We start from the raw sequence: 25,684 nt of genomic DNA, 5'->3' as shown, positions 1-25,684 counted from the left end.
GGGCTATGACGGGGTTGCGAAAAACAGCACCCTCAGGAAGCGCGTGTATTCGGATTCGAGCGCCATGATCGCCACAAATACGAATACCACGACCGGCGGCAGCAGGATGGCATAGGTCAAGGCCAGCCGCTCCCAGGCCATGTGCATGAAGACGGCGACGATCAGGCCGGCCTTCAACATCATGAACAGCAGGATCAGCGACCACCTCAGATAGCCATGCAGGCCAAAGTAGTCGACGAGGTAGGAGAACGTGCTGAGGACGAACAACCAGCCCCAGACCACGAGGTAGAGCTTGATCGGGTGCTGTTGCCCCTCAGCGTGAACGGCTTCCGTTCCGACTGCGCCGTGCGCCGGAGCGTGGAGCCGCTCTTCCATGTGTACCGCCGCGTTTGTCATGCGCCGACCTCACCAAAGATAGAAGAATGCAAAGATGAACACCCACACGAGATCGACGAAGTGCCAGTATAGGCCCGTGATCTCGACGATCTCGTAATTCCCCCTTCGGCTCGTGAAGAAGCCGCGCCTCTCGACGTCGAAGTCGCCACGAAAGACCTTTCGCGCGATGGCGATCAGGAAGATCACACCGAACGTTACATGGGTGCCGTGGAAGCCGGTGATCATGAAGAAGCTCGCACCAAACTGCGGGGCGCCCCATGGATTGCCCCAGGGCCGGACGCCCTCCATGATCAGCTTGGTCCATTCGAAGGCCTGCATTCCGACGAAGGTCGCGCCGAAGGCTGCAGTGACCAGCATCAGGATTGCGGTTCTCACCCGATCGCGGCGGTAGCCGAAATTGACGGCCATCGCCATCGTACCGCTGCTGCTGATCAGCACGAAGGTCATGATGGCGATCAGGATCAGGGGCATGTGGTTGCCCCCGATATCGAGGGCGAAGACTTCGCTGGGATTGGGCCACGGCACGGTCGTCGACATGCGCGCCGTCATGTAGGAGAGCAGGAAGCAACTGAAGATGAAGGTGTCGCTGAGGAGGAAGATCCACATCATGGCCTTGCCCCAGGACACGTTCTTGAAGGCGCGCTGATCGGACGCCCAGTCGGCGGCGATGCCGCGCCAGCCTTCAAGCCGCGCAGGCGATTGGCCCGGATTTGTCAGCACGGTCTCAGCCATCTGGTCTCGCCTCCTAGCTCAGCAATTGGCGGCAGATGTCGATGAAATCGTCGGTCCAGCCGGTGAGAAGACCGAGCAGGACAAGCCAGACCAACAGCAGGAAGTGCCAGTAGATGGCGCACAGCTCCACGCTCAAGCGCATGTCGGCGATCTCGGCGCCGCGCCACATCTTGGCCGAGGTTCGGCCCAAGGCCACCAGACCGCCCGTCAGGTGCAGCCCGTGCACTGCGGTCAACAGGTAGAAGAAGGAATTCGATGGATTGGACGCCACGAAATATCCCGCAGCCCCGAGCCGTTGCCAGGCCAGGAGCTGCCCGGCGAGGAAGATCACGGCAGATGCTCCGCCCGCGAGCAGACCGATCATGACGCCTTCGGTATCGTGTCGGCGCGCGGCCACGTACGACCATTGCAGCGCGACACTGCTCAGGACCAGGACGCCCGTGTTGACCCACAGCAGCCGCGGCACCGGCAGCGGCCGCCAGTCCACCACGCTCATGCGCATCGAGTAGGCGCTGATGAAGAGGATGAACAAGGCGCTCGCGACCGCGAGAAACACGCCAAGTCCGATCTTCGCTGCCGGCCAGGTCATGGCATCGCCGCCGGGGAAGTCACCGGCCGGGCCTTCCTCCAGCCAGGGCTTGGCCGTCAGGCGCTGCTGCGACAGCCACCATCCGGCGATCACCGCAAGCACAGCCAGGAACAGGATGATGGCGCTCACGAAGCAGCTCCCTGAACGAGCTGAGTCGCGCGCGGCGGCTGGTTCTGCGGAATGAAGTCCTCCGCGGCACCGGGCACACTGTAATCATAGGCCCAGCGGTACACGACAGGGAGCTCCTTGCCCCAGTTGCCGTGCGCCGGGGGCGTCTCCGGCGTCTGCCACTCCAGCGTCGTCGCCCGCCACGGATTGCCGCCTGAGGCCTCACCTTTGAACAGGCTCCAGACAAGGTTGAACAGGAACACCATCTGGCTAAAGCCGACGATCAAGGCCACCACGGAGATGAAGGCGTTGAGTGAATGGGCCGAGGACGGGATGAACGTCGTATCCAGGAGTTCGAAATACCGGCGCGGGACCCCGAGCAGTCCAAGATAGTGCATGGGGAAGAAGATCAGGTAGGCGCCGAGGAAGGTGACCCAGAAGTGAAACTTGCCCATGGCCTCGTTCAGCATCCGCCCCGTGACCTTTGGGTACCAATGATAGATCGCGCCGAGCACGACCATGATCGGCGCCACGCCCATCACCATGTGGAAATGGGCGACCACGAACATGGTATCCGAGAGGGGCACGTCCACGACGACGTTGCCGAGGAAGAGGCCGGTGAGCCCGCCGTTCACGAAGGTGACGATGAAGCCGAGGGCGAACAGCATCGGCACCGTGAGATGAATGTCGCCGCGCCACAGGGTCAGCACCCAGTTGTAGACCTTGATCGCGGTGGGGATGGCGATGATGAGCGTCGTGGTGGCGAAGAAGTACCCGAATTGCGGGAACATGCCGCTCACATACATGTGGTGCGCCCATACGATGAAGCTGAGCGCGCCGATGGCTACGATCGCCCAGACCATCATGCGATAACCAAAGATGTTCTTGCGCGCATGCGTGCTGATCAGATCGGAGACGATGCCGAAGGCGGGCAGGGCGACGATGTAGACTTCGGGATGACCGAAAAACCAGAACAGGTGCTGGAAGAGCAACGGGCTGCCGCCGCCATGTTTCGAAAGCGTGCCCATCTCGAGGAGGGCGGGCATGAAGAAGCTGGTTCCCAAGAGACGGTCGAACAGCAGCATGACCGAGGCAACGAACAATGCAGGGAACGCGAGGAGCGCCATGACGGTTGCCGTGAAAATGCCCCACACCGTCAGGGGCAGGCGCATCAAGGTCATGCCGCGCGTGCGCGCCTGCAACACTGTGACCACATAATTCAGCCCGCCCATGGTGAAGCCGATGATGAACAGGATCAGGGACGCGAGCATGAGAAGGATGCCCCAATCCTGCCCGGGCGTTCCTGAAAGGATTGCTTGCGGCGGGTACAGCGTCCAACCGGCGCCGGTGGGGCCGCCGGGCACGAAGAATGTCGAGGCAAGCACCAGGACTGCGAGCAGGTAGATCCAGTAGCTCAGCATGTTCACATAGGGGAAGACCATGTCCCTGGCGCCGACCATCAGCGGGATCAGGTAGTTGCCGAAGCCGCCCAGGAACAATGCGGTGAGCAGGTAAATCACCATGATCATGCCGTGCATGGTGATGAACTGGAGGTACTGGTTGGCATCGATGAAAGAGAACGTGCCGGGGAATCCCAGTTGCAGCCGCATCAGCCACGACAGCACCAGGGCCACCAGCCCGATGGCCGTGGCCGTCAGCGAATACTGAATGGCGATCACCTTGGCGTCCTGCGAGAACACATATCGTGTCCACCAGCTCCGCGGATGATAGAGCTCGACGTCAGGTACTTCGGCAGGCGGGATGCCGGGGATCCCTTCATATGGAACATCGACCATAGAACCTCCTCGGTCGTTCCATCGGGGGGAGGCGCTGGCCTCTTGCGCCCGATCTATCTTCGGCGGCAGCTTGCTACTTGCTGCCGGATTGGTACGTCGTCTTCACGACGGCTTTTGCCGGCGATAATTCTGCGAATGTTTTTTGTTGCTCCAGCCAAGCGTGATATTCACGCTCTTCGTCGACGATGACCTTGGCCCGCATTTGATAGTGAGCAGTGCCACAAAGCTCCGCACAGAGGACATCGAAGGTTCCGGTTCGGATCGGCGTGATCCAGAAATAGGTCACCATGCCTGGAACCATGTCCATCTTGGCCCGGAATTCGGGCACGTAGAAATCGTGCAGGACATCAACCGAGCGGAGGAGAACCTTGACCGGCTTTCCGACTTGAAGGTGCAGGTCGCCGCTCTCGATCACGACATCGTCCTGCGCGTGCCGGTCGTCACGATTGAGCCCCATCGGATTGTCGGAAGCGATGTTGCGGACATCGGATGTGCCCAACTGCCCATCCTTGCCCGGAAGGCGGAAGCTCCACTGCCATTGCTGGCCCATGACCTCGAGCTCGGTGGCATCCGCAGGCACCGTCACGAACTGGTGCCAGACCACGAGGCCAGGCGCCAGCATGGCCGCGACGCCGACGCCGGTCCCGACGCTCAGCCACCATTCGAGCCTTTTGTTTTCCGGATTGTAGTCAGCCCTTCTTCCCTCTCTGTGACGAAAGCGGAAGACGCAGTAAGCCATGAAGGCGATCACGGCGACGAAAACGAAGCCCGTGATCCAGAACGTGATGTTGATCGTGTGGTCGATATAGGCCCAGTTCGTGGCGATCGGCGTCCACCACCACGGGCTGTAGATGTGAAACAGCACCGAGCCGATCGCGACCAGAAGCAGTATCAGTGCGACAGCCATCCTGATCCATCCTTGCCATCGAAGGCTACGGATACGAATCCCGGGCGGAGCTCATGTCTGTCGCGATGGCTGGCCTTTCTTGGCATATGCCATCGCCGGCCTCTTGCTTCGCCCAGTCCACCGATCGCGAAATCAAGAGAACGCTCGCGACCTTCAACTCTAAGGGCGTCTGCGTCTAAAATGATCCCAGCCTAATCCGGCGTCAATAGAGCAATAGAGGTGCCCGAATTGGTGTGATTGCCGGTGCTGGCAAACCGACAAGCATCCGGTGCCCATTGTTCGGTTTGGGTGATGCAACGCACAAATCCGTGCTGGTGCGCAATTCACCCAACCGTGAGTGCAGTCGTGCTCCGCGCGCGCTAAGCTTGCCGGGCAGGTCGCGACGGGTTCCGTCCGGCCAGGCTCGGTTACTGAACCTGGGTTGCCGTACCAGACCCATCGCGTTTCCTGCTCGTCAGGCGGACACGCGTGGCTGAAGAGCGCGTGTTGTCGAAAACCGCGATTTTCAGCACGGGAGGGTCCGTACATGGCCACTCTGTACTCCCACGACATCAGGCGGCGCGCATTCGGCGAAGCGACCTCCTATCCCATTCGCAAGATAAGCTTGTCCGACCTGACCGAGGTCCTGCGCCTGGGTTGGGGTGATTTCCAGGCGATGCCGAGTCACGCGATCGTCGTGTGCCTGATTTATCCCGTTCTCGGTCTCGTCCTGTTCAGGATGGTGCTCGGCTATTCGGTGCTGCCGCTACTGTTTCCGCTGGCCGCCGGCTTTGCCTTGATCGGTCCTTTTGCCGCGATCGGTCTCTACGAACTCAGCCGTCGTCGCGAGCGCGGCGAAGAGGTCGAAGCATGGGATGCGATCAAGGTGCTGCGCGCACCGTCGTTCGGCGCCATGGTCGAACTCGGCGTGCTCCTGCTGGTCCTGTTCGGGGCCTGGATCGGTGCCGCGAACGCAATCTATGTCGCGATCTTCGGTCACGCTGCGGCCGCAAGCATACCCGACTTCGCAACGCGCGTGCTGACGACACCCGAAGGCTGGTCGCTCATCATCATCGGTTGCGGTGTCGGCTTCCTGTTTGCGGTTGTGGCATTGTGCGTTAGCGTCGTGTCATTTCCGTTGATGCTGGACCGTCATGCGACGGCGATCGACGCGATCCGCACGTCGCTCCGAGCGGTGGCGGCGAATCCGGTTGCGATGGCCGGATGGGGCCTCATCGTGGCGGCTCTGCTCGTGATCGGCTCGCTGCCGCTCTTCGTCGGTCTCGCCGTCGTTCTGCCGGTGCTCGGTCATGCCACCTGGCACCTCTATCGGCGGGTGGTCGAGCCCAATCCGAACCCACCGGATGCACCGCTTCCGCCCCGGAAGGGCAGGCGCTACGCAGCAGACTTTCCGGCCAATCTCTTCCCGTGGAGCCGCGAGGGCGAGCCGTAACAGCGGAACGGCCGCGCTGGGACGCCCGCGCGGAGCATGACAGAGCGACGGCCTACTTCTGCTGCTGCGGCAGGAAGGTCGGGCCGACCGAGCGGATCGGCTTGTTCTCCGACGCGGGGCTCGCGTCCGCGGGTGGCGTGGCGACCGGTGCGGCAGCAGTTGCTGGCGCAGGAGCCGCGCCTTTCTTGGCATTGGCAGGCTGCGGCGCGCCCTTGTTGAGTCGTTGCTGCTGCATCTTCCTGGCGCTTTCCTCGGTGACGATGATGTCGCCCTGCTGCTCGGCCGCGGCCTTGTCATCGGCCGATTTCAGCGCATCCGCCCAGGTCTGTCCCGCCGCCTTGCAGGAGCAGGACGGGTTGAACTCGCTGCGGAATTTGAATGCGGTCGGCAGCGCCGTGTAGGGCTGGCCGCCGATCGAGACCGCCGCGTTCATGTCCTCGCCGGGATTGCGATGGCTGTAGAGCACGGCTTCCGCGGCCGGGCACAGCGCCTTGCAGGTTCTCTCGTCGTCGGCGAAACGCGCCGGCACGGTGGCAAAGGAGATCGGGAAATAAGCGCCGTCGCAGGTGCGCACGCAGACGGTGCGGAAGGTGCCGGATTGCGGGCCGAGATCGGAGGGCGGCATGGCCTGCGGATTGTTCGGGTTGTTGCCGCCGAACAGATTAGTGAGAAAGTTGCCGCCGCCCTGCTGCTGCACGGCATTGGCATATTGCTGGCCGCAATTGTTCTGCGCCAGCGCCATCAGCACCGAGCGGCGCTGGTTGTCGCGCTCCGGGTTGGCGCCGGGGCCGCCGCGCAGCCGCTCGAGGCTGCCGGTAATTTGGTCCAGATTGGCGCGCATCTGCTGGATCTGGGTGTTGACCGGGCCGCACTGCGCCGACTGGCCGTTGAACAGCGAGAAGAAGCCGGAGGAATCGCAGCCCATGCGCTTGGCCTGCATGGTGACACGGTCGAGCTCGGCCTGCTGCTTGGCCTGGGAATCCTGGTAGCGGCGGATCTGCTCTTCGCGCGCGGCATCACCTCCGCCGCGATCGAGCGCGGCGAGTTGGGCTTCCAGCCGCACGCACATCGGGTTCGGTCCGAGCCCGTTCTGGCCGGGCTGGGGCGGCGGGCCGGCCTGCGCCAAAGCGCCATCGGCGAGCACGAGTGTGCCGAGCACGGTGCAGGCAAGGAGGGAGCGGGCACGGAGGAGAGAGAAGAATTCAGGCATATCCGCCATTCTAGCGAGGTCACGGCCCAGCGTGATCATCCAAGTGAGGTGGGGGCCGAAGCGCGCCCTCCAATAGCCGCTTCCCGCGGCATCGTCACGTCGTTTCAGGGGCCGAACTGGTCCTAAGGTCCGCCAGCTCCGAGGGAATTCAGCGCTGGCAGGTGATTGCGACATATTCGTCGCAATGGCCATGGGAGCAGTTTGTGCCGGTTTTGGGGACGGAGCCGGTAATTTCGTCGGGATCGACCCGGCGATAGCCTGATGCCTTTGCAAAATCTCGTGACTGACAATAGGTGCGCGCGGCGGAGGCGCCGCATGTGTCGCCCTTGGTGTCGTTCTTGGACAGGCACTGGTCGGCGATGATGAAGACGCGGGTCTCGGCGCACGCCTGAGGTGCTGCAAGGAGCGAGGCGCTGAAAATGAGCGCGAGCAGGGATCGCATGAAAATACCGGGGGCAAAAAATTAGGGAACCGCGGGTTTCAGAATGGGCTCAAATGGTTAGGGGATCATGAACCCTCCGGGCGGGCCGCGCCCCGTGCGGAGGCAAAAACGGCATTTTCGCGGCCCTTGACGCCGGGGCCCGTGGTGGCCCATATGTGCCCGCATGGACGGTCTCCTCGCCATTTGCGCCATTTGCCGCGAGATTACGAGCTAGCGATTCGCTGGCTGGAGCCGTCTTTTCTCAAACACATTGAGAGCCTTGGACGCCCGGCCGAGAGGGATGGGTTGTCATGGAATTGCGTCTTTACGATACGCTGAGCCGGGAAAAGCGCACCTTCGTGCCGCTCGATCCGAACAACGTCCGCATGTATGTCTGCGGACCGACGGTCTATGACTTCGCCCATATCGGCAATGCGCGGCCGGTGATCGTGTTCGACGTGCTGTTTCGGCTGCTGCGCCACATCTACGGCGAGCCGCACGTCAAATATGTCCGCAACATCACCGACGTCGACGACAAGATCAACGACCGCGCCGCGCGCGACTTTCCCGGCCTGCCGCTGAACGAGGCCATTCGCAAGGTCACCGAGCAGACCGGCAAGCAGTTTCATGCCGACGTCGATGCGCTCGGCGCGCTTCGGCCGAGCGTCGAGCCGCGCGCCACCGAGCATATCGGCGAGATGCGCGAGATCATCGAGAAGCTGGTCGCCGGCGGCTTTGCCTATGTCGCCGAGGACCACGTGCTGTTCTCGCCGCAGGCGATGAACGCGGCCAATTCCGCGCTGCCGCGCTATGGCGCGCTGTCGAAGCGCTCGCTCGACGAGATGATCGCCGGCGCGCGGGTCGATGTTGCGCCCTACAAGCGCGATGCGACCGACTTCGTGCTGTGGAAGCCGTCGAAGCCGGGCGAGCCGTCCTGGCCGTCGCCATCCGGCATCAAGGCGGAGGGGCGTCCGGGCTGGCACATCGAGTGCTCAGCGATGGCCTGGAAGCATCTCGGCGAGCATTTCGACATCCATGGCGGCGGCATCGATCTCGTGTTTCCGCACCACGAGAACGAGGTCGCGCAGACCTGCTGCGCCTTCCATCGCGAGCGCATGGCGAATTATTGGATGCACAACGGCTTCTTGCAGGTCGAGAGCGAGAAGATGTCGAAGAGCCTCGGCAACTTCATCACGATCCACGAGCTGCTCAGGGATTGGCCGGGTGAGGTGCTGCGCCTCAACATGCTCAAGACGCATTACCGCTCGCCGATCGACTGGACCATGAAGTCGCTGGAGGAGAGCGCTAAGACGCTCGACGACTGGTATCGCGTCGCGGCCGATGTCGTGTCCGGCGAGCCGGCTCCGTCGGTGGTCGAACCGCTGCTCGACGACCTCAACACGCCGCAGGCGATCGCGGCGCTGCACGGCCTGCGCGGCAACGATATCGCAGGTCTTGCGGGCTCGTTGCGGCTGCTCGGATTCCTCTCCGAGAGCGCGGCGCAGTGGGAAGGGCGCAAGCAGCAGGCGAGCGGGATCGACGCCAAGGAGGTCGAGCGCCTGCTCGTGGAGCGAACAGCTGCGCGTAGCCGCAAGGACTTTGGCGAGTCCGACCGCATTCGCGATCTGCTCGCTGCGATGGGCGTCGCGATCAAGGACTCCAAGGAAGGCACCACCTGGGAGATCGCCCGATGAAGCGCCCCGAGACGCCGTTTCCGCGGCACTGGCTCTATTACATCGCGCTGAAGATCGCGCTGCTCGCCGGCGCGGTGGCGATCGTGCTCAAGCTTTATGGGATGTGGTAAGGACGATGGGACAGACTTTGCCAAAGCCCGCACTGAGGCCCTTCCTGCCGGCGGATGTGCCGATCCTCGCCGCGATCTTCGCCGCCAGCATCGAGGAGTTGACCGGCGACGATTATAGCGAGGCGCAGCAGGAAGCCTGGATGGCGGCGGCCGAGGACGAGGAGTTCGGCAAGCGGCTTGCGTCCGACCTGACGCTGATCGCGACGCTGGAAGGCTCGCCGGTTGGTTTTGCTTCGCTGCGCGGCAACGATCACATCCGCATGCTCTATGTGCATCCGGCCGTGGCCGGGCAGGGCATCGCGACCATGCTGGTCGATGCATTGGAGAGGCTCGCCGGCAGCCGCGGCGCCAAGAGCCTGTCGGTGGACGCCAGCGATACCGCGGAGGGCTTCTTCGCCAAGCGCGGCTACACCGCCCAGCAGCGCAACAGCGTCACCATCAATGACGAGTGGCTCGCCAACACCACCATGAAGAAGACGCTCGGAGCGGGGCAATGAGCAAGCAGCGTCTCTATCTGTTCGACACCACGCTGCGCGATGGGGCGCAGACCAACGGCGTCGACTTCACGCTGGCGGACAAGCAGGTCATCGCGGCGATGCTCGATGATCTCGGCATCGATTATGTCGAGGGCGGCTATCCCGGCGCCAACCCGCTCGACACGGAGTTCTTTGGCTCCAAGCCCAAGCTCAATCATGCGCGCTTCACCGCCTTCGGCATGACGCGGCGGGCAGGCCGGTCGGTCTCGAACGACCCGGGCGTCGCGGGCCTTTTGGAAGCGAAGGCGGACGCGATCTGCTTTGTGGCGAAGGCGTCGGCCTATCAGGTCCGCGTCGCGCTGGAGACCACGAAGGAAGAAAACCTCGCCTCGATCCGCGACAGCGTCGCGGCGGCGAAGGCGGCCGGCCGCGAGGTGATGCTCGATTGCGAGCATTTCTTCGACGGCTACAAGGAAGACGCCGCCTTCGCGCTCGCCTGCGCCAAGGCCGCCTTCGATGCCGGTGCGCGTTGGGTGGTGCTGTGCGACACCAACGGCGGCACCATGCCCGATGAGGTCGAGGCCATCGTCAGAGACGTGACCAGGCACATCCCCGGCGATCACGTCGGCATCCACGCCCATAACGACACCGAGCAGGCGGTGGCCAATTCGCTCGCCGCGGTGCGTGCCGGCGCGCGGCAGATCCAGGGCACGCTGAACGGCCTCGGCGAGCGCTGCGGCAATGCCAATCTCTGCTCGCTGATCCCGACGCTGAAGCTGAAGATCGGGTTTGCCGACGCTTTCGAGATCGGCGTCACCACCGAGAAGCTGGCGACGCTCGTCAAGGTGTCGCGCACGCTCGACGACATGCTGAACCGCGTGCCGAACCGGCATGCTCCTTACGTCGGCGAGAGCGCCTTCGTCACCAAGACCGGCATCCATGCCTCCGCCGTGCTGAAGGATCCGCAGACCTACGAGCATGTGTTGCCGGAGCTGGTCGGCAATCACCGCAAGGTGCTGGTGTCCGACCAGGCCGGGCGCTCCAACGTCATCGCCGAGCTCGACCGCGCCGGTATCCCTTACGAGAAGAGCGATTCGAAGCTGACGCGTCTCGTCGAGGAATTGAAGGAGCGCGAGGCGGCCGGCTATGCCTATGAATCCGCCAACGCCTCGTTCGAGCTCCTGGCGCGCCGCACGCTCGGCAAGGTGCCGCATTATTTCGAGGTCGAGCAGTTCGACGTCAACGTCGAGCAGCGCTACAACGCGCTCGGCGAACGCGTCACGGTGGCGCTCGCGGTGGTCAAGGTCGACGTCGCCGGCGAGCATCTGATCTCGGCGGCCGAAGGCAACGGTCCCGTCAACGCGCTCGACGTCGCCCTGCGCAAGGACCTCGGCAAGTACCAGAAGTTCATCGAGGGCCTGACACTGATCGACTATCGCGTCCGTATCCTCAATGGCGGCACCGGCGCGGTCACGCGCGTGCTGATCGAGAGCGAGGACGAGAACGGCGATCGTTGGACCACCGTCGGCGTGTCCCCGAACATCATCGATGCCTCGTTCCAGGCGCTGATGGATTCGGTAATCTACAAGCTCGTGAAGTCGGACGCGCCGGCGTAACCCCCACGACGACTGTCATTCCCCGCGAAGGCGGGGAATCCAGTACGCTGCGGCCCATCGATTTATCTACTGCTGTCACGGAGTACTGGATCGCCCGGTCAAGCCGGGCGATGACACCGAGGATGGGGAAAGGGCACGGCCATGATCGACCACATCTCCGTCGGCGTCAGCGATCTCGATCGCGCCGCAAAGTTCTACGAGGCGACGCTCGCCGCACTCGGCCTCGCGCGCCTCGTCACGCGGCCGCGGACGATCGGGTTTGGCAAGGCCTATCCGGAGTTCTGGATCAATCTGCGCGAGGGCATGCCGCGTGTCGCGCCGGAGAGCGGCGTGCACATCTGCCTGCGGGCGAAAACCGCGGCCGAGGTCGATGCGTTTCACGCAGCTGCGCTGTCCGCTGGCGGCGCCTCCGACGGCGCACCGGGCCTCCGCCCGCACGATCGCGTGCGCTACTACGCCGCCTTCGTCACCGATCCCGACGGCAACCGGATCGAGGCGGTGACGTTTCCGCAGGAATAGGGACGGTCTAAAGCGCGATGCGATTAGGATGGATCGTCATCGCGCTTTAGGTTGTTGTTTGAGCATGATCTTTTCGGAAAACCGCTTCACACTTTTCCGGATCATGCTTTAGAGCCGCCGGGCCACGTCGGGCGCGAGATCGCGCTGGTCGTCAGGGATCTGCGCCGCCGCGGCGCGCAGCCGTGGGATGATCTCCTCGACCTTGTCCGCCTTCAGGATATCGACGGTGAGACCGGCGCGGATGAACTGGGTCTGCCGCATGTGGGCCACCAGGGAGAACAGCGGCTCCCAGAAGCCGTCGACATTGGCGAGCAGCACGGGCTTGGCGTGACGGCCGAGTTGCTGCCAGGTCAGCTGCTCCACCAGCTCCTCCAGCGTGCCGAGCCCGCCGGGCAGGGCCACGAAGGCGTCGGAGCGCTCGAACATCAGCCGCTTGCGCTCGTGCATGTCGGGTGTGACGACCATCTCCTGCACGCGCGTCAGCGCATTCTCGCGCATCCGCAGGAAGTCGGGGATGATGCCGGTGACCATGCCGCCGTGATCCAGCACGGAGGTCGCAACCGCGCCCATCAGGCCGAGCGAGCCGCCGCCATAGACGAGGCGGATCTTGCTTTCCGCCAGCGCTTTGCCGAGCGCCTTCGCCGCTTCAATAAAGTTGGGATTTGTTCCAGGGCCGGAGCCGCAATAGACACAGACGGTTTTGATCGTGCTCATTGGTGCCATGATGCATTGCAGCGAAGTGGCGTCAAGCCCAAACGGTGATTCGATACGTCCGGGAATTTACCGGTAAATCGCGACAAACAATCGAAGATTCGCCATCTGGCGGGGTGCACGGGCATCGGGAAGGCTCTATATGACGGGCGAAAATCGTTAATCGCAGTTTCGCCCGCATCCGGCGGGCTTTCGGGTTTGTTGATGGACCAACCTCAATCGTTCGACGGCGCCGACGTTCCTGATCCTTCCGTGGCAGGACCGCAGGCCGGGGCCACGCTGATGGGCACGCTGGCACATCTGTGGCCCTACATCTGGCCGGGCGACCGTTTCGACCTGAAGATGAGGGTGGTCTGGTCGCTGGTGTTGTTGCTCGCCGCCAAGCTGATCACGCTCACCGTGCCGTTCAGCTTCAAATGGGCGACGGATGCGCTGACCGGCGCCAACACCGCGCCGGTAGCGGCCGACAATTGGCATCTCTGGGTGATCGCCTCGCCTTTGCTGCTGACCGCGAGCTACGGCGTGATGCGCATCCTGATGGCGGTGCTGACGCAATGGCGCGACGGCATCTTCGCCCGCGTCGCCATGCATGCGGTGCGCAAGCTCGCGACCCTCACCTTCATCCACATGCACGAGCTGTCGCTGCGCTTTCACCTCGAGCGCAAGACCGGTGGCCTCACGCGCGTGCTCGAGCGCGGCCGCGAGGGCATCGAGGTCATCGTGCGCATGGTGATCCTGCAGCTGATCCCGACCATCGTCGAGGTCTCGCTGCTGCTGGCGGTGCTGCTCTGGCAATTTGACTGGCGTTACGTGGTCGCGACCCTGATCACGGTCACGCTCTACATGTACTACACCTACGTCGCGACCGAGTGGCGGATCGGCATCCGCCGCAAGATGAACGATTCCGACACCGAGGCGAACACCAAGGCGGTCGACTCGCTGCTCAACTACGAGACGGTGAAGTATTTCAGTGCCGAGGCACGCGAGGCGCAGCGCTACGACAGATCGGTCGAGCGCTACGAGGAGGCGAGCGTCCGCACCTACACCTCGCTTGCGGTGCTCAACACAGGCCAGGCGGTGATCTTCACGCTGGGCCTGACCGCGACCATGCTGATGTGCGCGATCGGCGTGCGCAACGGCACCAACACCGTCGGCGATTTCGTGCTGGTCAACGCCATGATGATCCAGCTCTACCAGCCGCTGAACTTCATGGGCATGGTCTATCGCGAGATCAAGCAGGCGATCATCGACATCGAGAAGATGTTCGGCGTGCTCAGCCGCGAGGCCGAGATCAAGGACGCGCCTGGCGCGAAGCCGCTGGTCATCTCCGCCGGCACGGTGCGCTTCGAGGACGTGCGCTTTGCCTATGAGCCGGCGCGCCCCATCCTCAAGGGCATCAGCTTCGAAGTGCCGGCCGGCAAGACGGTTGCCATCGTCGGCCCCTCTGGCGCCGGCAAATCGACCATCTCGCGGCTTCTGTTTCGCCTCTATGATGTCTCCGGCGGCAGGATCCTGATCGACGGCCAGGACATCCGCGAGGTCACGCAGGCCAGCCTGCGCGCATCGATCGGCATGGTGCCGCAGGATACCGTGCTGTTCAACGACACCATCCGCTACAACATCCGCTACGGCCGCTGGGACGCGACCGATGCCGAGGTCGAGGAGGCGGCGCGGCTGGCGCAGATCGACCACTTCATCCGCATGGCGCCGAAGGGCTACGAGACCCAGGTTGGCGAGCGCGGCCTGAAGCTGTCGGGCGGCGAGAAGCAGCGCGTCGCGATCGCGCGCACGGTGCTCAAGGCGCCGCCGATCCTGGTGCTCGACGAGGCGACCTCGGCGCTCGACACCCATACGGAGCACGAGATCCAGGGGGCGCTCGACCGCGTGGCGAAGAACCGCACCTCCCTGGTGATCGCGCATCGGCTTTCCACCATCGTCGGCGCCGACGAGATCATCGTGCTGAACCAGGGCCGCATCGCCGAGCGCGGCACTCACGCGAGCCTGCTCGCGCAGGGCGGGCTCTATGCCAGCATGTGGAACAGGCAGCGCGAGGCCGAGGAGGCCCGCGAGAAGCTGGCCAAGATGGCCGACACCAATGCCGCGCCTAACCGGGAGCCGCCGCCGGTCGATGATAGCCTGACGACGCCCGCGGCGGCGGAGTGACCTTGTCTCCGGTCCCAAGTCTGGCCTAAACAAAGTCTGGCCTAAACAAAAGTCTGGCCTAAACAAGCCCGCGCGACGACCCCGTGGCATTAACCCCGACCGGCAAAAAGCAATGTCCATTCTCGATTCGATCCAGCGTCAGATCCCGCCGATCCACAAGGAGGGCTATCCCTTCATCGGCGCCTTTGCGCTGGCGAGCCTGCTCCTGTTCTGGCTGTGGTCGCCGCTGGGGTGGATCGGCACGATCCTGACCGTGTGGTGTGCGCTGTTCTTCCGCGATCCCGTCCGTGTGACGCCGGTGGGCGAGGGTCTCGTGGTGTCGCCGGCCGACGGGCGCGTCTCCATGATCACCATGGCGCTGCCGCCGGCCGAGCTTGGGCTGGGCGACCGGCCGCTGCCGCGCGTCTCGATCTTCATGAGCGTGTTCAATTGCCACGTGAACCGCGCGCCCGTGGCGGGCAGGGTGGATCGTATCGCCTACCGGCCCGGCCTCTTCATCAACGCCGAGCTCGATAAGGCGAGCGAGGACAACGAGCGCAACTCGCTGGTGATCACGACGCCGACGGCGCGGATCGGCGTGGTCCAGATCGCCGGCCTGGTCGCCAAGCGCATCGTCTGCTTCGTCAAGGAGGGGCAGGCGATCGGCGCCGGCGAGCGTTTCGGCCTGATCCGCTTCGGCTCGCGCCTCGACGTCTACCTGCCCGTGGGTACCAAGGCGCTGGTCTCGGAAGGGCAGACCGCGATCGCCGGAGAGACGATCCTGGCCGACCTTGCCGGCGACGACCCGGGCCGCGCGTTCCGCGCCAATTAACCAATAGTCGGTGCTCACAGGCGTTCCGCCGCAATGGCGGAGGGCGGCGCGGCTTGCTAATATCTCGCCTCGAGATAAGGACGAGCCATGACGCCTTACGATTTCAAGGATCCCGACGTCCGCCGCCGGCGGTTCCGACCGATCCCGGTGCGGATGCTGGTGCCCAACGTCATCACGCTGCTGGCGATCTGCGCCGGCCTGACCTCGATCCGCCTGTCGATCGAAGGACGGATGACGCTCGCGGTCTATGCCATCGTGTTCGCCGCCGCGCTCGACGGCATCGATGGCCGCATCGCGCGCATGATCAAGGGGCAGTCGAAGTTCGGCGCCGAGCTCGACAGTCTCGCCGACTTCGTCAATTTCGGCGTGGCGCCCGGCCTGATGCTGTATTTCTGGCAGCTGCATGAGCTCGGCAATGCCGGCTGGATCGCCGCCATGGTGTTCGCGATCTCCGGCGGCCTGCGGCTTGCGCGCTTCAATGCCACCATGGACGATCCGAACAAGCCGGCTTTCGCCGCCAATTTCTTCACCGGCGTGCCGGCGCCCGCCGGCGCGATCACCGTGCTGCTGCCGATCTATGTCGCGTTCCTCGACGTCGGGCGCACACCTGCGGCGGTGACCGCGGCCTACACGCTTCTGATCGCGTTTCTGATGGTGTCGCGCCTGCCCGTGTTCTCCGGCAAGACCAAGCGGATGCGCGTGCCGCCCGAGCTGGTGCTGCCGGCCTTCGTCGCCGTGATCGTCTTCATCGCGCTCCTGATCGCCTATCCCTGGCACGTGCTGTCGATCGGCACGGTGCTGTACCTCCTCGCGCTGCCGCTCGGCTACAAATCCTATCGCGACCAGGCGCGCGCGATGGAAGCCACCGCGCCGGCGGGAGGCGAGGTCCCGTCACCGCCCTCGGCGCCGACGCTGGCGAATTTGTCGGAGCCGCCGCAAGACGACGATCGGCCCGGACGACTGCACTAAAACGCTCCTCGCGGATATCTGCCATGAAGCCTGCCTGAGTTGGGTCGAGGTCCGATCTCGGCTATATCGCCCTTGTGCCGGCGGCATCGCGCAATCAATCGCCGCCAACCTGGGAGAGAACGCCGTGACCAATTCCGCGACCGGGCCGCTGCCCGCTTCCGTCCTCGAAGCGCTGGGCCGTTACGATACGCCGACGATCTGCAACGCCATGGAGATCGTGGCGCCCGAGCGGCGGCTGATCGGCTACACCACCAAGCAGCTGGTCTGTCCGTTTCCCGACCTGCCGCCGATCGTCGGCTATGCCCGCACGGTGACGATCCGCTCGGTTCTGAAATCATCGCTTCCGGCCGAGGAGCAGTCCAGGCGCCGAATCGCATATTACGAATATGTCGGCACCGGCCATGGCCCGCGCATCTCGGTGATCCAGGACATCGACGGACCCGACGTCGGCTATGGCGCGTTCTGGGGCGAGGTACAGAGCAACGTGCACAAGGCGCTCGGCTGCCTCGGCGTCATCACCGACGGCTCGATCCGCGACATCCCGCAATGGGCGCCCGGGTTCCAGGCGCTAGCCGGCTCGATCGGCCCGTCGCACGCCTGGGTGCACGCGGAAAGCTTTGGCGGCGAGGTGCGCGTCGCCGGCATGACCGTAAAGTCGGACGACCTCATCCACGCCGACCGGCATGGCGCCATCGTGATCCCGCTTGACCTTGCCGCAAAGCTGCCGGAGGCCGCCGAACTGTGCGGCCGCCGCGAGACGCCGATCCTGGAGATCGCCCGCAGTCCCGACTTCTCGCTCGAGAAGCTCAAGGCCGCGTTGAAGCGCTCTGCGGAGATCCATTGACGGCTGCTGGAGCATGATCCGGAAAAGCGTGTAGCGGTTTTCCGAAAAGATCATGCTCAAACAATAACCTAAAGCGCGATGACGGTTGATCCTAATCGCATCGCGCTTTAGGGCAATCTACGGCCCGGACGACGGCCGAATGCCGCCTTGCTCGGTCAGAAGCAGGGCGACTTGATCCGGTTCTCCGAGCACGGCGGCGGCGCATCCGATCAGGGTGAAGCCGCCGGCAAGGTCCCAGAGGGTGATATCGTCTGCGCTGTTGGCGCTGCGCATCAACCGCGCCGCGAGCACGGCGAAGGCGGCCTCGATAAAGAGCAGCACGCTGAACGCCGGAAGCACGAGTTCCGGCTCGAGCAGGTGGAACGCCAGCGCCGCGGGCAGCGCCGTGAGTAGACCGAATAGCATCAACATCGCGCTGGCTCCGCGATTGGCCCTGTCGCAACGCTAGCAGACACCAACTGATCCCCGTCCACGATGTGGCGGAGGGCCGCAGCCGACGTGACGTGGTGGGCGCCTGCTTATGGTTAGCGAAGGGTTGAAATTCCTATCGCTGGACGGCAACCGGGACAAATTGCGGCGGCAGGCGGCACATCGTCGAGACTTAACCTTTACGCGCCTTTAAGGGCGGCGCTCTAGGGTCTGCGATGCGGTTCGGGGTTGAGCCGCGCCAGCGGCCAGGACGGCCGTTGTTGCGTAGGCGTTGGAGTCGATCATGGATATCGCAACACTTGTCGGCCTCGTCGCAGGCGCCATTGTTGTGTCGTCGCTGATCCTGATGGGCGGTACGTTCGGGATGTTCTACGACATCCACGCCGTCATCGTCATCTTCGGTGGCTCGTTCGCAGCGACGATGATCCGCTTTCCTTTGTCCGCGATGATCCACGGCGTGCCGCTGGGCGCGAAGTTTGCTTTCACCCTGAGCCGCCTGTCGGCTCACGACCTTGTCGACGAGCTCGCCCGCATCGCGGAAATCGCCCGCAAGCAGGGCCCGGTCGGACTCGAAAAGGTCGAGACCGACGAGCCCTTCCTCGCCAAGGGCATTCGCTATGTTGCCGACGGCTACGACCTCGATTTCATTCGCGACAATCTGGAGCGCGACCGGGACAACTTCCTGATGCACCTCGATGAAGGCAGCAAGATCTACCGCGCCGTCGGCGACTGCGCCCCGGCGTTCGGCATGATCGGCACGCTGCTTGGCATGGTGCAGATGTTCTCCAACATGTCGGATCCCTCCAAGCTCGGCCCGTTCATGGCCACCGCGCTGCTGGCGACCCTGTACGGCGCCGTTGTCGCCAACCTGATCTGCTTGCCGATCGCGGACAAGCTGCACGGCAAGCTGCTGGACGAAGAGACCAACCGCACCTTGATCATCGACGGCATCCTGATGATCCGCGACTCCAAGAGCCCGACCCTGGTGCGCGAAATGCTGCTGGCCTATCTGCCGGAGAAGCATCGTCACACCGAAGGCGAGCCGGTGCCGGCTTGAGGCCGCCGCCTGGATTTTGAGAGATGGCCAAGAAGAAGCGCGGCAATGCTCACGGTGGCGGCCACGGCTGGTTCGTGACCTTCGCCGACCTGATGGCGCTGCTGCTGGCGTTTTTCGTGATGCTGGTCGCGTTCTCCACGCAAGACGCCAACAAGCTGAAGATCGTCGCGGGCTCGATGCGCGAGGCGTTCGGCGTGCAGACCGAGGCGCGCTACTCCGGCATCGTCGAATCCGACGGCCTGCCGACGCGCCCGCGGCTCAAGAACGTCGACCACATCCAGCCGGAAGATGCCTCCAACACGCCGACGCCAGATCAGGAAGACCGCGAAAAGACCTCCGGCGCGAAGATCAAGGTCGACCGCAATTTCGCGCTGGCCGCAGCCTCGCTGCGCCAGGCGTTGCAGGACATGCCGGAACTGACCGAGATGTCCAAGCACATCATGTTCGAGGAGACCAAGCAGGGCCTGAACCTCGAGATCGTCGACCAGGACGGCCGCTCGATGTTCGCCGACGGCTCCAAGGTGCCCTATGACCGCACCCGCCGCCTGGTCGAGAAGCTCGCGATCCCGCTCAAGGCGACGCCGCTCCGCGTCTCCATCGCCGGCCACACCGCGGCGGGGTTCGTGCCGACCCGCAGCGATTATGGCGCCTTCGATCTGTCGGCCGATCGCGCCAACGCCGTGCGCCAGATCCTCGAGCGCCAGGGCCTGCCGCCGTCGCACATCTTCGCCGTCTCCGGCAAGGCCGATACCCAGCCGCTGTTTCCGGACGATCCCTCGCTGGCAGCCAACCGGCGGGTGACCATCACCTTGATGCGCGAAGATCCGCCGCTGCCGCCGAATCTGAGGCCGTAACCCCCTTGCGCTACCATCTTACCTGAGGCATGTCGTCGCGCGGGCGATGAGCGTGGCTGTGGCGTCACAGCATCCGGCTCGGCGCCTGCTATGATGGTGCGCCGATTGACAGGTGCACCGGAAGCGTCAAAAGGCGCCGGATCAATTTCAGGAACGAAGCGTTCTCCACCTTCATGACGGCGAGCATCACACAGGCCGAGACCCAGGACGGGCGGCCCACCGCAAGTTTTTGGGCCCTTACGCTCGGGAGTGTCGGCGTCGTCTTTGGCGATATCGGCACTTCGCCGCTCTATGCATTCCACGAGGCGGTCAAGGCCGCCGCCCATGGCGAGCCCGTCTCGCGCGTCATCGTGCTCGGCGTGCTCTCGCTGATCCTGTGGGCGCTCCTGATCGTCGTCACCGCCAAATATGTCCTCTTGCTGCTGCGCGCCGACAATAACGGGGAGGGCGGCACGCTCTCGCTGATGGCGCTCGGCCAGCGCGCGCTCGGGCGGCGAAGCTGGGTCCTGCTCGCGCTCGGCGTGATCGGCGCTTCGATGTTCATCGGCGATTCCATGATCACGCCGGCGATCTCGGTGCTATCGGCGGTGCAGGGCCTCAAGCTCGCGACCCCCGCGCTCGAGCACTATGTCGTGCCGCTCACCGTGCTCATTCTGGTGCTGCTGTTCGCCGTGCAGAGCAAGGGAACCGCATTGGTCGCCTCGGCCTTCGGGCCGGTGATGGTGGTCTGGTTCACCGTCATCGCCGTGATGGGGGCTGTCCACATCGCCGACGATCCCACGGTGCTGGCGGCGATCAATCCGTACTATGCGGTGCAGTTCGTGCTGTCGCACGGTGTGATCGGCCTCGTGACGCTCGGCGCGGTGTTCCTGGCGGTGACGGGCGGAGAGGCGCTTTATGCCGATCTCGGCCATTTCGGCCGCAAGCCGATCCAGTCGGCCTGGATGTTTTTCGTGCTGCCGGCGCTTCTAGTCAACTATTTCGGGCAGGGTGCGCTGGTGCTGTCCGATCCCAGCGCGATCGAGCATTCGTTTTATCGCATGGTGCCCGAGAGCCTGGTCCTGCCGCTGGTCGGACTCGCGACGGCCGCAACCGTGATCGCGAGCCAGGCGGTGATCACCGGCGCCTATTCGCTGGTCCACCAGGCCGTGCAACTCGGGCTCCTGCCGCGTTTTGAGGTGCGTTACACCTCCGAATCCCATGCCGGCCAGATCTATCTGCCGCGCGTCAACCGCCTGCTGCTGATCGGCGTGATGCTGCTGGTGCTGCTGTTCCACACCCCCAGCAATCTGGCTTCCGCCTACGGTATTGCCGTCTCCACCACCATGGTCGCCGACGGCATCATGGGCTTCGTCGTGATCTGGAAGTTGTGGAACTGGCGCGCCGCGACGGCCGCAGCCGTGATCGTCCCCTTCGTCATCGTCGATTTGAGCTTCCTCAGCGCCAATTTGCTCAAGTTGCTCGAAGGCGCCTGGGTGCCGCTGCTGTTCGGCATCGTCATGGCAGGGACGATCTGGACCTGGCGCAAGGGCTCCGCAATCCTGATCCAGAAGACCCGCCGGATCGAGGTGCCATTGGACGATCTGATCCGCAGTTTGGAGAAGCGGCCACCGCACATCGTCAAGGGCACCGCGGTGTTCCTGACCAGCGATCCCGCGTTCGTGCCGACCGCGCTCCTGCACAATCTCAAGCACAACAAGGTGCTGCATGAGCACAACGTGATTCTGACCATCGAGACCGCGCAGACGCCTCGGGTCGATCTGTCGGAGCGGTTCAGGATGGAGAAGATCAGCGAAAAGTTCTCCAAGGTCCGCTTGCGCTTCGGTTTCATGGAGCAGCCGAACGTGCCGAAGGCGCTCGCCATCGCGCGCAAGCAGGGTTGGCAGTTCGACATCATGTCGACGTCGTTCTTCGTGTCGCGCAGGTCACTGAAGGCCTCGGCACAGTCGGGCATGCCGCTCTGGCAGGATCATGTGTTCATCGCGCTGAGCCGGTCGGCCAACGATGCCACCGACTACTTCCAGATCCCCACCGGCCGCGTGGTCGAAGTCGGAACCCAGGTCACCATCTAGAATGCAACTGGCGTAGCCATGCATATTTGCATGGCTACGGCCCAGAATCGGGCTAGGCCATGCCGGTGGCGCAGGACTATAAGCCGCGCGCTCTTCCGCCGTTGTGCAGTGAAGCATTTTAGAGGCCATCGGGCTCTCCCATGACAAGCGACGTAGCAGTTCCCGCCCCGGAAACGGTGGCGGCCAATGGGCATGGCGATGCCCATACCACTGCCGGTTTCGGCGCGCTGACGCTCGGGAGCGTCGGCGTCGTTTACGGCGACATCGGCACCAGCCCGCTCTACGCGTTCCGCGAGGCGGTGATGGCGGCCTCGGGCGCGGAGGGGTTGCCGACGCCGGCAGCGGTCCTCGGCGTGCTCTCCCTGATCCTTTGGGCGCTCATCGTGGTGGTGACGCTCAAATACGTCGTGATCCTGCTCCGCGCCGACAACAACGGCGAGGGCGGCACGCTTGCACTGATGGCGCTGGCCCAGCGGGCGGTTGGCACCGGCCGCGGCGGGGCCACCATCGTGCTGCTCGGCATCATTTCCGGAGCTTTGTTCTACGGCGATGCCGTGATCACGCCGGCGCTCTCCGTGCTGTCGGCGATCGAGGGCATGAAGGACGTCACGCTAAGGTTCGAGCCCTACATCGTTCCGCTGACGGTTGTGATCCTGGTCGGCCTGTTCGCCGTGCAGTCCCGCGGCACGGCGCGCGTTGCCGCCTTCTTCGGCCCGATCATGTGCGTCTGGTTCACGGTTCTGGCGGTGGCGGCGATCCCTCAGATCGCCCAGCAGCCGCAGGTGCTGCTTGCGCTCAACCCGCTCTACGCCGTGAACTTCATGCTGCACCATGGCATCGTCGGCTTCGTGACGCTGGGCGCGGTGTTCCTGGCGGTGACCGGCGCCGAGGCGCTCTATGCCGATCTCGGCCATTTCGGCAAGCGGCCGATCCAGACCGCCTGGCTTACCATCGTGCTGCCCTCGCTGGCGCTGAACTATCTGGGGCAGGGCGCGCTGGTGCTCGGCGACCCCGGCGCGATCGTGAGCCCGTTCTTTCAGCTGTTCCCGCAAGGCTTCGTCCGAGGCTGCATGGTCGTGCTCGCCACCATGGCGACCGTCATCGCGAGCCAGGCCGTCATCACCGGCGCCTATTCGCTGACGCGCCAGGCGATCCAGCTCGGGCTGCTGCCGCGCTTTGAAATTCGCCATACGTCGGAAGCCCATTCCGGCCAGATCTTCATTCCGCGCATCAACCAGCTGCTGCTGGTCGCGGTGGTGCTGCTGGTGCTGCTGTTCCGCTCGTCGAGCGCGCTCGCATCCGCCTACGGCATCTCCGTCACAGGTACCATGGTGGTCACGGCGATGATGGGCTTCGTCGTGGTCTGGAAGGGCTGGCGCTGGTCAGCGCTTGCTGCCGGCGCGCTGATTGCGCCGTTCCTGTTCCTCGATCTGACCTTCCTGAGCGCGAACCTGTTGAAGGTGTTCGAGGGCGGCTGGGTGCCGATGGCGCTCGGCGCGCTCATGATCATCCTGATGTACACGTGGCGGCGCGGCAGCCGGCTGCTGTTTGAAAAGTCGCGCAAGCTCGAGTTTCCGCTCGCCGATCTCGTGGCGATGCTGGAGAAGCGGCCGCCGCAGCGGGTGCCTGGCACTGCGGTGTTCCTGACCTCGGACCCGCTCAGCGCGCCGACCGCGCTGATGCATAGTCTGAAACACTACAAGGTGCTGCACGAGAAGAACGTCATTCTCACCATTGAGACCGCGCAAACCCCGCGGATCGATCCGGCCGAACGGGTGAAGCTGGAGCAGATTTCACCGACCTTCTCCAAGGTGACGCTGAAGTTCGGCTTCATGGAATCGCCCAACGTGCCGAAGGCGCTCGCGATCGCCCGCAAGCTGGGCTGGCAGTTCGACATCATGTCGACCTCGTTCTTCCTGTCGCGCAGGGCGCTCAAGCCCGCCGCCCATTCCGGCATGCCGCGCTGGCAGGACCGGCTGTTCATCTCGCTCAGCCGCTCCGCCAACGACGCCACCGACTATTTCCAGATCCCGTCCGGCCGTGTGGTCGAGGTCGGCACGCAGGTGACGATCTAGGGCAGACGATCTAGGGCTTGGGATTCAAAGCGGACTTCAAGTCGCTGCGATTTAGCTTTAACTTGCGCCGCGCGGCTCAAGCCTTTGTGGCGCTTGATTTTCGTCTCCCGAGAGGCGAGGTTGCCGCCGGCCGGGATCGCCCCGGTACGGGGCCCGCGACGTTGGAGGATGATGTGGCAAATCAAGTGCAGGATCTGACCCCGGACGAGGTCGCCAAGGGTGTCGCGGAAGGGCGTTATCTGCTCGTCGACGTCCGTGAGCCGAACGAGGTCGAGGCCGAGGCTTACCCTTACGGCGTCGTGGTTCCGCTCTCGACCTTCGATCCGAAGGCGATCCCCGATCCCGCCGGCAAGGAGGTCGTGTTCGCCTGCCGTTCGGGCAAGCGCTCGGTGACGGCCTCGCTGGCGGCACAGGCGGCGGGCCTGTCTTACGACAAGCATCTGGCCGGCGGCATGCTGGGCTGGAAGGCGGCCGGGCTTCCCAGCAAGGTCGGTGGCTAACCGCGCAATGACGACCAAGAGCTCTTCGCTGAACAAGGTCTTCGCCGACCTTCCCGTCACCATCTTCGAGGCGATGTCGCAGGCCGCGCGCGACAACAATGCGATCAATCTCGGCCAGGGCTTTCCGGATGATCCCGGCCCCGAGGACATCCGCCGCGCCGCGGCCGAGGCCTCGCTGAACGGCTACAACCAGTACCCCTCGATGATGGGCCTGCCGGAGCTGCGCCAGGCGATCGCGACCCATTACGGCCATTGGCACGGCCTCAAGCTCGATCCGATGAGCGAGGTGATGGTGACCTCCGGCGGCACCGAGGCACTGACCTCGGCGATCCTCGCGGTAATCCAGCCCGGCGACGAGGTGGTTTGCTTCCAGCCGGTCTATGATTCTTACTTGCCGATCATCCGCCAGGCCGGCGGCATTCCGCGCCTGGTCCGGCTCGAGCCGCCGTACTGGCGGCTGAATGAGGACATGCTGAAAAGCGTGTTCAATTCAAAGACCAAGGCGGTGCTGTTCAATAATCCCCTGAATCCCAGCGCGGTCGTCTATCCGCGCGAGGACCTCGAGCTGCTCGCGCGTTACTGCCAGGAGTTTGACGTCATCGCGATCTGCGACGAGGTCTGGGAGCACGTCACCTTCGACGAGCACAAGCATATCCCGCTGATCACCATTCCCGGCATGCGCGAGCGCACCATCAAGGTCGGCTCGGCCGGCAAGATCTTCTCGCTGACGGGCTGGAAGATCGGCTTCGTCTGCGCGGCGCCACCGCTGCTCCGCGTCGCGGCCAAGGTGCACCAGTTCCTGACCTTCACCACCGCGCCGAACCTGCAGGCCGCCGTCGCCTATGGGCTCGGCAAGTCCGACGACTACTTCCTATCCATGCGCAAGGACCTGACGCGGAGCAGGGACCGGCTGACCAAGGGGCTGGAGAGCCTCGGCTTCCCCGTGCTGAAGTCGCAAGGCACCTATTTCCTCACCGTCGACCTGTCGCCGCTCGGGCTCAACGAGAGCGACACCGAGTTCTGCTGGCGCATCGTGAAAGACTACAAGGTCGCCGCGATCCCGGTCTCGGCGTTCTACGAGCAGGACCCGGTCACATCAGTGGTGCGCTTCTGCTTTGCCAAGAAGGACGAGACGCTCGACACCGCACTGGAGCGGCTGTCGGACGCGGTGCGTGGACGCAAGAGGTAGACAG

24 protein-coding genes are annotated in these 25,684 nt (G+C 64.1%); 15 read left to right on the top strand and 9 right to left on the bottom strand.

From position 1 onward, the window contains the following. Positions 1-3 precede the first annotated feature (3 nt). From I6F20_RS09320 to I6F20_RS09300, 5 genes are all read right to left on the bottom strand, one after another. Positions 4-396 (bottom strand): cytochrome C oxidase subunit IV family protein, encoded by a 393-nt coding sequence (locus I6F20_RS09320; RefSeq protein ID WP_036022261.1) that lies wholly within the window; start codon positions 394-396, stop codon positions 4-6. Between the two features lie 9 nt (positions 397-405). Beyond that, positions 406-1,128 (bottom strand): heme-copper oxidase subunit III family protein, encoded by a 723-nt coding sequence (locus tag I6F20_RS09315; RefSeq protein ID WP_036001504.1) that lies wholly within the window; start codon positions 1,126-1,128, stop codon positions 406-408. 13 nt (positions 1,129-1,141) lie between these two features. Beyond that, entirely contained in the window at positions 1,142-1,846 is a 705-nt protein-coding gene (locus I6F20_RS09310; RefSeq protein ID WP_225125860.1) for a cytochrome c oxidase subunit 3, read from the bottom strand. Beyond that, positions 1,843-3,621, bottom strand: a complete 1,779-nt coding sequence (locus I6F20_RS09305; protein WP_036001499.1) for a cbb3-type cytochrome c oxidase subunit I — start codon at positions 3,619-3,621, stop codon at positions 1,843-1,845. The genes I6F20_RS09310 and I6F20_RS09305 overlap by 4 nt, the downstream gene beginning before the upstream one ends. A 73-nt stretch (positions 3,622-3,694) precedes the next feature. Beyond that, positions 3,695-4,528, bottom strand: coding sequence for a cytochrome c oxidase subunit II (locus I6F20_RS09300; protein ID WP_109144140.1), 834 nt, complete (start codon positions 4,526-4,528; stop codon positions 3,695-3,697). A gap of 526 nt (positions 4,529-5,054) precedes the next feature. On the opposite strand from I6F20_RS09300, the gene I6F20_RS09295 reads away from it, so the two are divergent. Beyond that, the gene (locus I6F20_RS09295; protein WP_036001493.1) at positions 5,055-5,960 is read left to right on the top strand and encodes a DUF2189 domain-containing protein; all 906 of its coding nucleotides are present in this window, start codon (positions 5,055-5,057) and stop codon (positions 5,958-5,960) included. A gap of 52 nt (positions 5,961-6,012) precedes the next feature. Here I6F20_RS09295 and I6F20_RS09290 read toward each other — a convergent pair whose 3' ends face one another. After that, positions 6,013-7,179: a DUF2865 domain-containing protein gene (locus I6F20_RS09290; RefSeq protein WP_225125858.1), complete on the bottom strand. Its 1,167-nt coding sequence runs from the start codon at positions 7,177-7,179 to the stop codon at positions 6,013-6,015. A 139-nt stretch (positions 7,180-7,318) separates the two neighbouring features. Beyond that, complete coding sequence (locus I6F20_RS09285) at positions 7,319-7,612, bottom strand: hypothetical protein (RefSeq protein WP_036001478.1); 294 nt, start codon at positions 7,610-7,612, stop codon at positions 7,319-7,321. A gap of 290 nt (positions 7,613-7,902) precedes the next feature. Here I6F20_RS09285 and cysS point away from each other — a divergent pair, with 290 nt between their 5' ends. The 4 genes from cysS to I6F20_RS09265 all read left to right on the top strand — a co-directional run bounded on the left by cysS (position 7,903) and on the right by I6F20_RS09265 (position 12,006). Then, a complete protein-coding gene (gene cysS, locus I6F20_RS09280; RefSeq protein ID WP_225125856.1) occupies positions 7,903-9,285 on the top strand; it encodes a cysteine--tRNA ligase in 1,383 nt (460 codons plus the stop codon). A gap of 115 nt (positions 9,286-9,400) precedes the next feature. Beyond that, complete coding sequence (locus I6F20_RS09275; protein WP_225125854.1) at positions 9,401-9,892, top strand: GNAT family N-acetyltransferase; 492 nt, start codon at positions 9,401-9,403, stop codon at positions 9,890-9,892. After that, entirely contained in the window at positions 9,889-11,487 is a 1,599-nt protein-coding gene (gene cimA, locus I6F20_RS09270) for a citramalate synthase (protein ID WP_225125851.1), read from the top strand. Before I6F20_RS09275 ends, cimA begins: the two co-directional genes overlap by 4 nt. A gap of 141 nt (positions 11,488-11,628) precedes the next feature. After that, positions 11,629-12,006, top strand: coding sequence for a VOC family protein (locus tag I6F20_RS09265; protein WP_036001466.1), 378 nt, complete (start codon positions 11,629-11,631; stop codon positions 12,004-12,006). Between the two features lie 108 nt (positions 12,007-12,114). On the opposite strand, the gene I6F20_RS09260 is transcribed toward I6F20_RS09265, so the two are convergent. Beyond that, positions 12,115-12,720, bottom strand: a complete 606-nt coding sequence (locus I6F20_RS09260) for an LOG family protein (protein WP_025035586.1) — start codon at positions 12,718-12,720, stop codon at positions 12,115-12,117. Between the two features lie 201 nt (positions 12,721-12,921). Here I6F20_RS09260 and I6F20_RS09255 point away from each other — a divergent pair, with 201 nt between their 5' ends. The 4 genes from I6F20_RS09255 to I6F20_RS09240 all read left to right on the top strand — a co-directional run bounded on the left by I6F20_RS09255 (position 12,922) and on the right by I6F20_RS09240 (position 17,504). Next, positions 12,922-14,880, top strand: a complete 1,959-nt coding sequence (locus tag I6F20_RS09255) for an ABCB family ABC transporter ATP-binding protein/permease (RefSeq protein WP_225125849.1) — start codon at positions 12,922-12,924, stop codon at positions 14,878-14,880. 88 nt (positions 14,881-14,968) lie between these two features. Beyond that, positions 14,969-15,691, top strand: coding sequence for a phosphatidylserine decarboxylase (locus I6F20_RS09250; protein ID WP_225126019.1), 723 nt, complete (start codon positions 14,969-14,971; stop codon positions 15,689-15,691). Positions 15,692-15,778: 87 nt separating this feature from the next. Further along, complete coding sequence (locus I6F20_RS09245; protein ID WP_036001453.1) at positions 15,779-16,660, top strand: CDP-alcohol phosphatidyltransferase family protein; 882 nt, start codon at positions 15,779-15,781, stop codon at positions 16,658-16,660. A 124-nt stretch (positions 16,661-16,784) separates the two neighbouring features. After that, positions 16,785-17,504, top strand: coding sequence for an RraA family protein (locus tag I6F20_RS09240; RefSeq protein ID WP_036034447.1), 720 nt, complete (start codon positions 16,785-16,787; stop codon positions 17,502-17,504). Positions 17,505-17,621: 117 nt separating this feature from the next. On the opposite strand, the gene I6F20_RS09235 is transcribed toward I6F20_RS09240, so the two are convergent. Then, positions 17,622-17,915 (bottom strand): hypothetical protein, encoded by a 294-nt coding sequence (locus tag I6F20_RS09235; RefSeq protein ID WP_036001448.1) that lies wholly within the window; start codon positions 17,913-17,915, stop codon positions 17,622-17,624. Between the two features lie 301 nt (positions 17,916-18,216). Between I6F20_RS09235 and I6F20_RS09230 the strand changes: the two genes are divergently transcribed. The 6 genes from I6F20_RS09230 (at position 18,217) to I6F20_RS09205 (ending at position 25,680) form a co-directional block, all read left to right on the top strand. Beyond that, complete coding sequence (locus I6F20_RS09230; RefSeq protein ID WP_036001447.1) at positions 18,217-18,990, top strand: motility protein A; 774 nt, start codon at positions 18,217-18,219, stop codon at positions 18,988-18,990. 23 nt (positions 18,991-19,013) lie between these two features. Further along, complete coding sequence (locus I6F20_RS09225; protein WP_036001445.1) at positions 19,014-19,844, top strand: OmpA/MotB family protein; 831 nt, start codon at positions 19,014-19,016, stop codon at positions 19,842-19,844. A 173-nt stretch (positions 19,845-20,017) separates the two neighbouring features. Next, complete coding sequence (locus I6F20_RS09220) at positions 20,018-21,916, top strand: potassium transporter Kup (protein ID WP_036001442.1); 1,899 nt, start codon at positions 20,018-20,020, stop codon at positions 21,914-21,916. A 140-nt stretch (positions 21,917-22,056) separates the two neighbouring features. Then, complete coding sequence (locus I6F20_RS09215) at positions 22,057-23,991, top strand: potassium transporter Kup (RefSeq protein WP_225125847.1); 1,935 nt, start codon at positions 22,057-22,059, stop codon at positions 23,989-23,991. A gap of 173 nt (positions 23,992-24,164) precedes the next feature. Continuing rightward, on the top strand, positions 24,165-24,491 hold the full coding sequence (locus I6F20_RS09210) for a rhodanese-like domain-containing protein (RefSeq protein WP_036022412.1): 327 nt from the start codon (positions 24,165-24,167) through the stop codon (positions 24,489-24,491). Positions 24,492-24,498: 7 nt separating this feature from the next. Further along, complete coding sequence (locus I6F20_RS09205; RefSeq protein ID WP_057028841.1) at positions 24,499-25,680, top strand: aminotransferase; 1,182 nt, start codon at positions 24,499-24,501, stop codon at positions 25,678-25,680. The last annotated feature ends 4 nt before the right edge of the window (positions 25,681-25,684 follow it).

This window comes from Bradyrhizobium sp. IC3123 (assembly GCF_020193625.1).
GTDB lineage: Bacteria > Pseudomonadota > Alphaproteobacteria > Rhizobiales > Xanthobacteraceae > Bradyrhizobium > Bradyrhizobium yuanmingense.
Note: the sequence above shows the minus strand (reverse complement) of the source record. Positions and strands in the feature narration are given on the sequence as shown.

Excerpts from the sequence above, each read along its gene's own strand:
- I6F20_RS09320 (WP_036022261.1), bottom strand. The coding sequence starts at position 396 with ATGACAAACGCGGCGGTACACATGGAAGAGCGGCTCCACGCTCCGGCG.
- I6F20_RS09315 (WP_036001504.1), bottom strand. The coding sequence starts at position 1,128 with ATGGCTGAGACCGTGCTGACAAATCCGGGCCAATCGCCTGCGCGGCTT.
- I6F20_RS09305 (WP_036001499.1), bottom strand. The coding sequence starts at position 3,621 with ATGGTCGATGTTCCATATGAAGGGATCCCCGGCATCCCGCCTGCCGAA.
- I6F20_RS09300 (WP_109144140.1), bottom strand. The coding sequence starts at position 4,528 with ATGGCTGTCGCACTGATACTGCTTCTGGTCGCGATCGGCTCGGTGCTG.
- I6F20_RS09295 (WP_036001493.1), top strand. The coding sequence starts at position 5,055 with ATGGCCACTCTGTACTCCCACGACATCAGGCGGCGCGCATTCGGCGAA.
- I6F20_RS09290 (WP_225125858.1), bottom strand. The coding sequence starts at position 7,179 with ATGGCGGATATGCCTGAATTCTTCTCTCTCCTCCGTGCCCGCTCCCTC.
- I6F20_RS09285 (WP_036001478.1), bottom strand. The coding sequence starts at position 7,612 with ATGCGATCCCTGCTCGCGCTCATTTTCAGCGCCTCGCTCCTTGCAGCA.
- cysS (WP_225125856.1), top strand. The coding sequence starts at position 7,903 with ATGGAATTGCGTCTTTACGATACGCTGAGCCGGGAAAAGCGCACCTTC.
- I6F20_RS09275 (WP_225125854.1), top strand. The coding sequence starts at position 9,401 with ATGGGACAGACTTTGCCAAAGCCCGCACTGAGGCCCTTCCTGCCGGCG.
- cimA (WP_225125851.1), top strand. The coding sequence starts at position 9,889 with ATGAGCAAGCAGCGTCTCTATCTGTTCGACACCACGCTGCGCGATGGG.
- I6F20_RS09265 (WP_036001466.1), top strand. The coding sequence starts at position 11,629 with ATGATCGACCACATCTCCGTCGGCGTCAGCGATCTCGATCGCGCCGCA.
- I6F20_RS09260 (WP_025035586.1), bottom strand. The coding sequence starts at position 12,720 with ATGAGCACGATCAAAACCGTCTGTGTCTATTGCGGCTCCGGCCCTGGA.
- I6F20_RS09255 (WP_225125849.1), top strand. The coding sequence starts at position 12,922 with ATGGACCAACCTCAATCGTTCGACGGCGCCGACGTTCCTGATCCTTCC.
- I6F20_RS09245 (WP_036001453.1), top strand. The coding sequence starts at position 15,779 with ATGACGCCTTACGATTTCAAGGATCCCGACGTCCGCCGCCGGCGGTTC.
- I6F20_RS09235 (WP_036001448.1), bottom strand. The coding sequence starts at position 17,915 with ATGTTGATGCTATTCGGTCTACTCACGGCGCTGCCCGCGGCGCTGGCG.
- I6F20_RS09230 (WP_036001447.1), top strand. The coding sequence starts at position 18,217 with ATGGATATCGCAACACTTGTCGGCCTCGTCGCAGGCGCCATTGTTGTG.
- I6F20_RS09225 (WP_036001445.1), top strand. The coding sequence starts at position 19,014 with ATGGCCAAGAAGAAGCGCGGCAATGCTCACGGTGGCGGCCACGGCTGG.
- I6F20_RS09220 (WP_036001442.1), top strand. The coding sequence starts at position 20,018 with ATGACGGCGAGCATCACACAGGCCGAGACCCAGGACGGGCGGCCCACC.
- I6F20_RS09215 (WP_225125847.1), top strand. The coding sequence starts at position 22,057 with ATGACAAGCGACGTAGCAGTTCCCGCCCCGGAAACGGTGGCGGCCAAT.
- I6F20_RS09205 (WP_057028841.1), top strand. The coding sequence starts at position 24,499 with ATGACGACCAAGAGCTCTTCGCTGAACAAGGTCTTCGCCGACCTTCCC.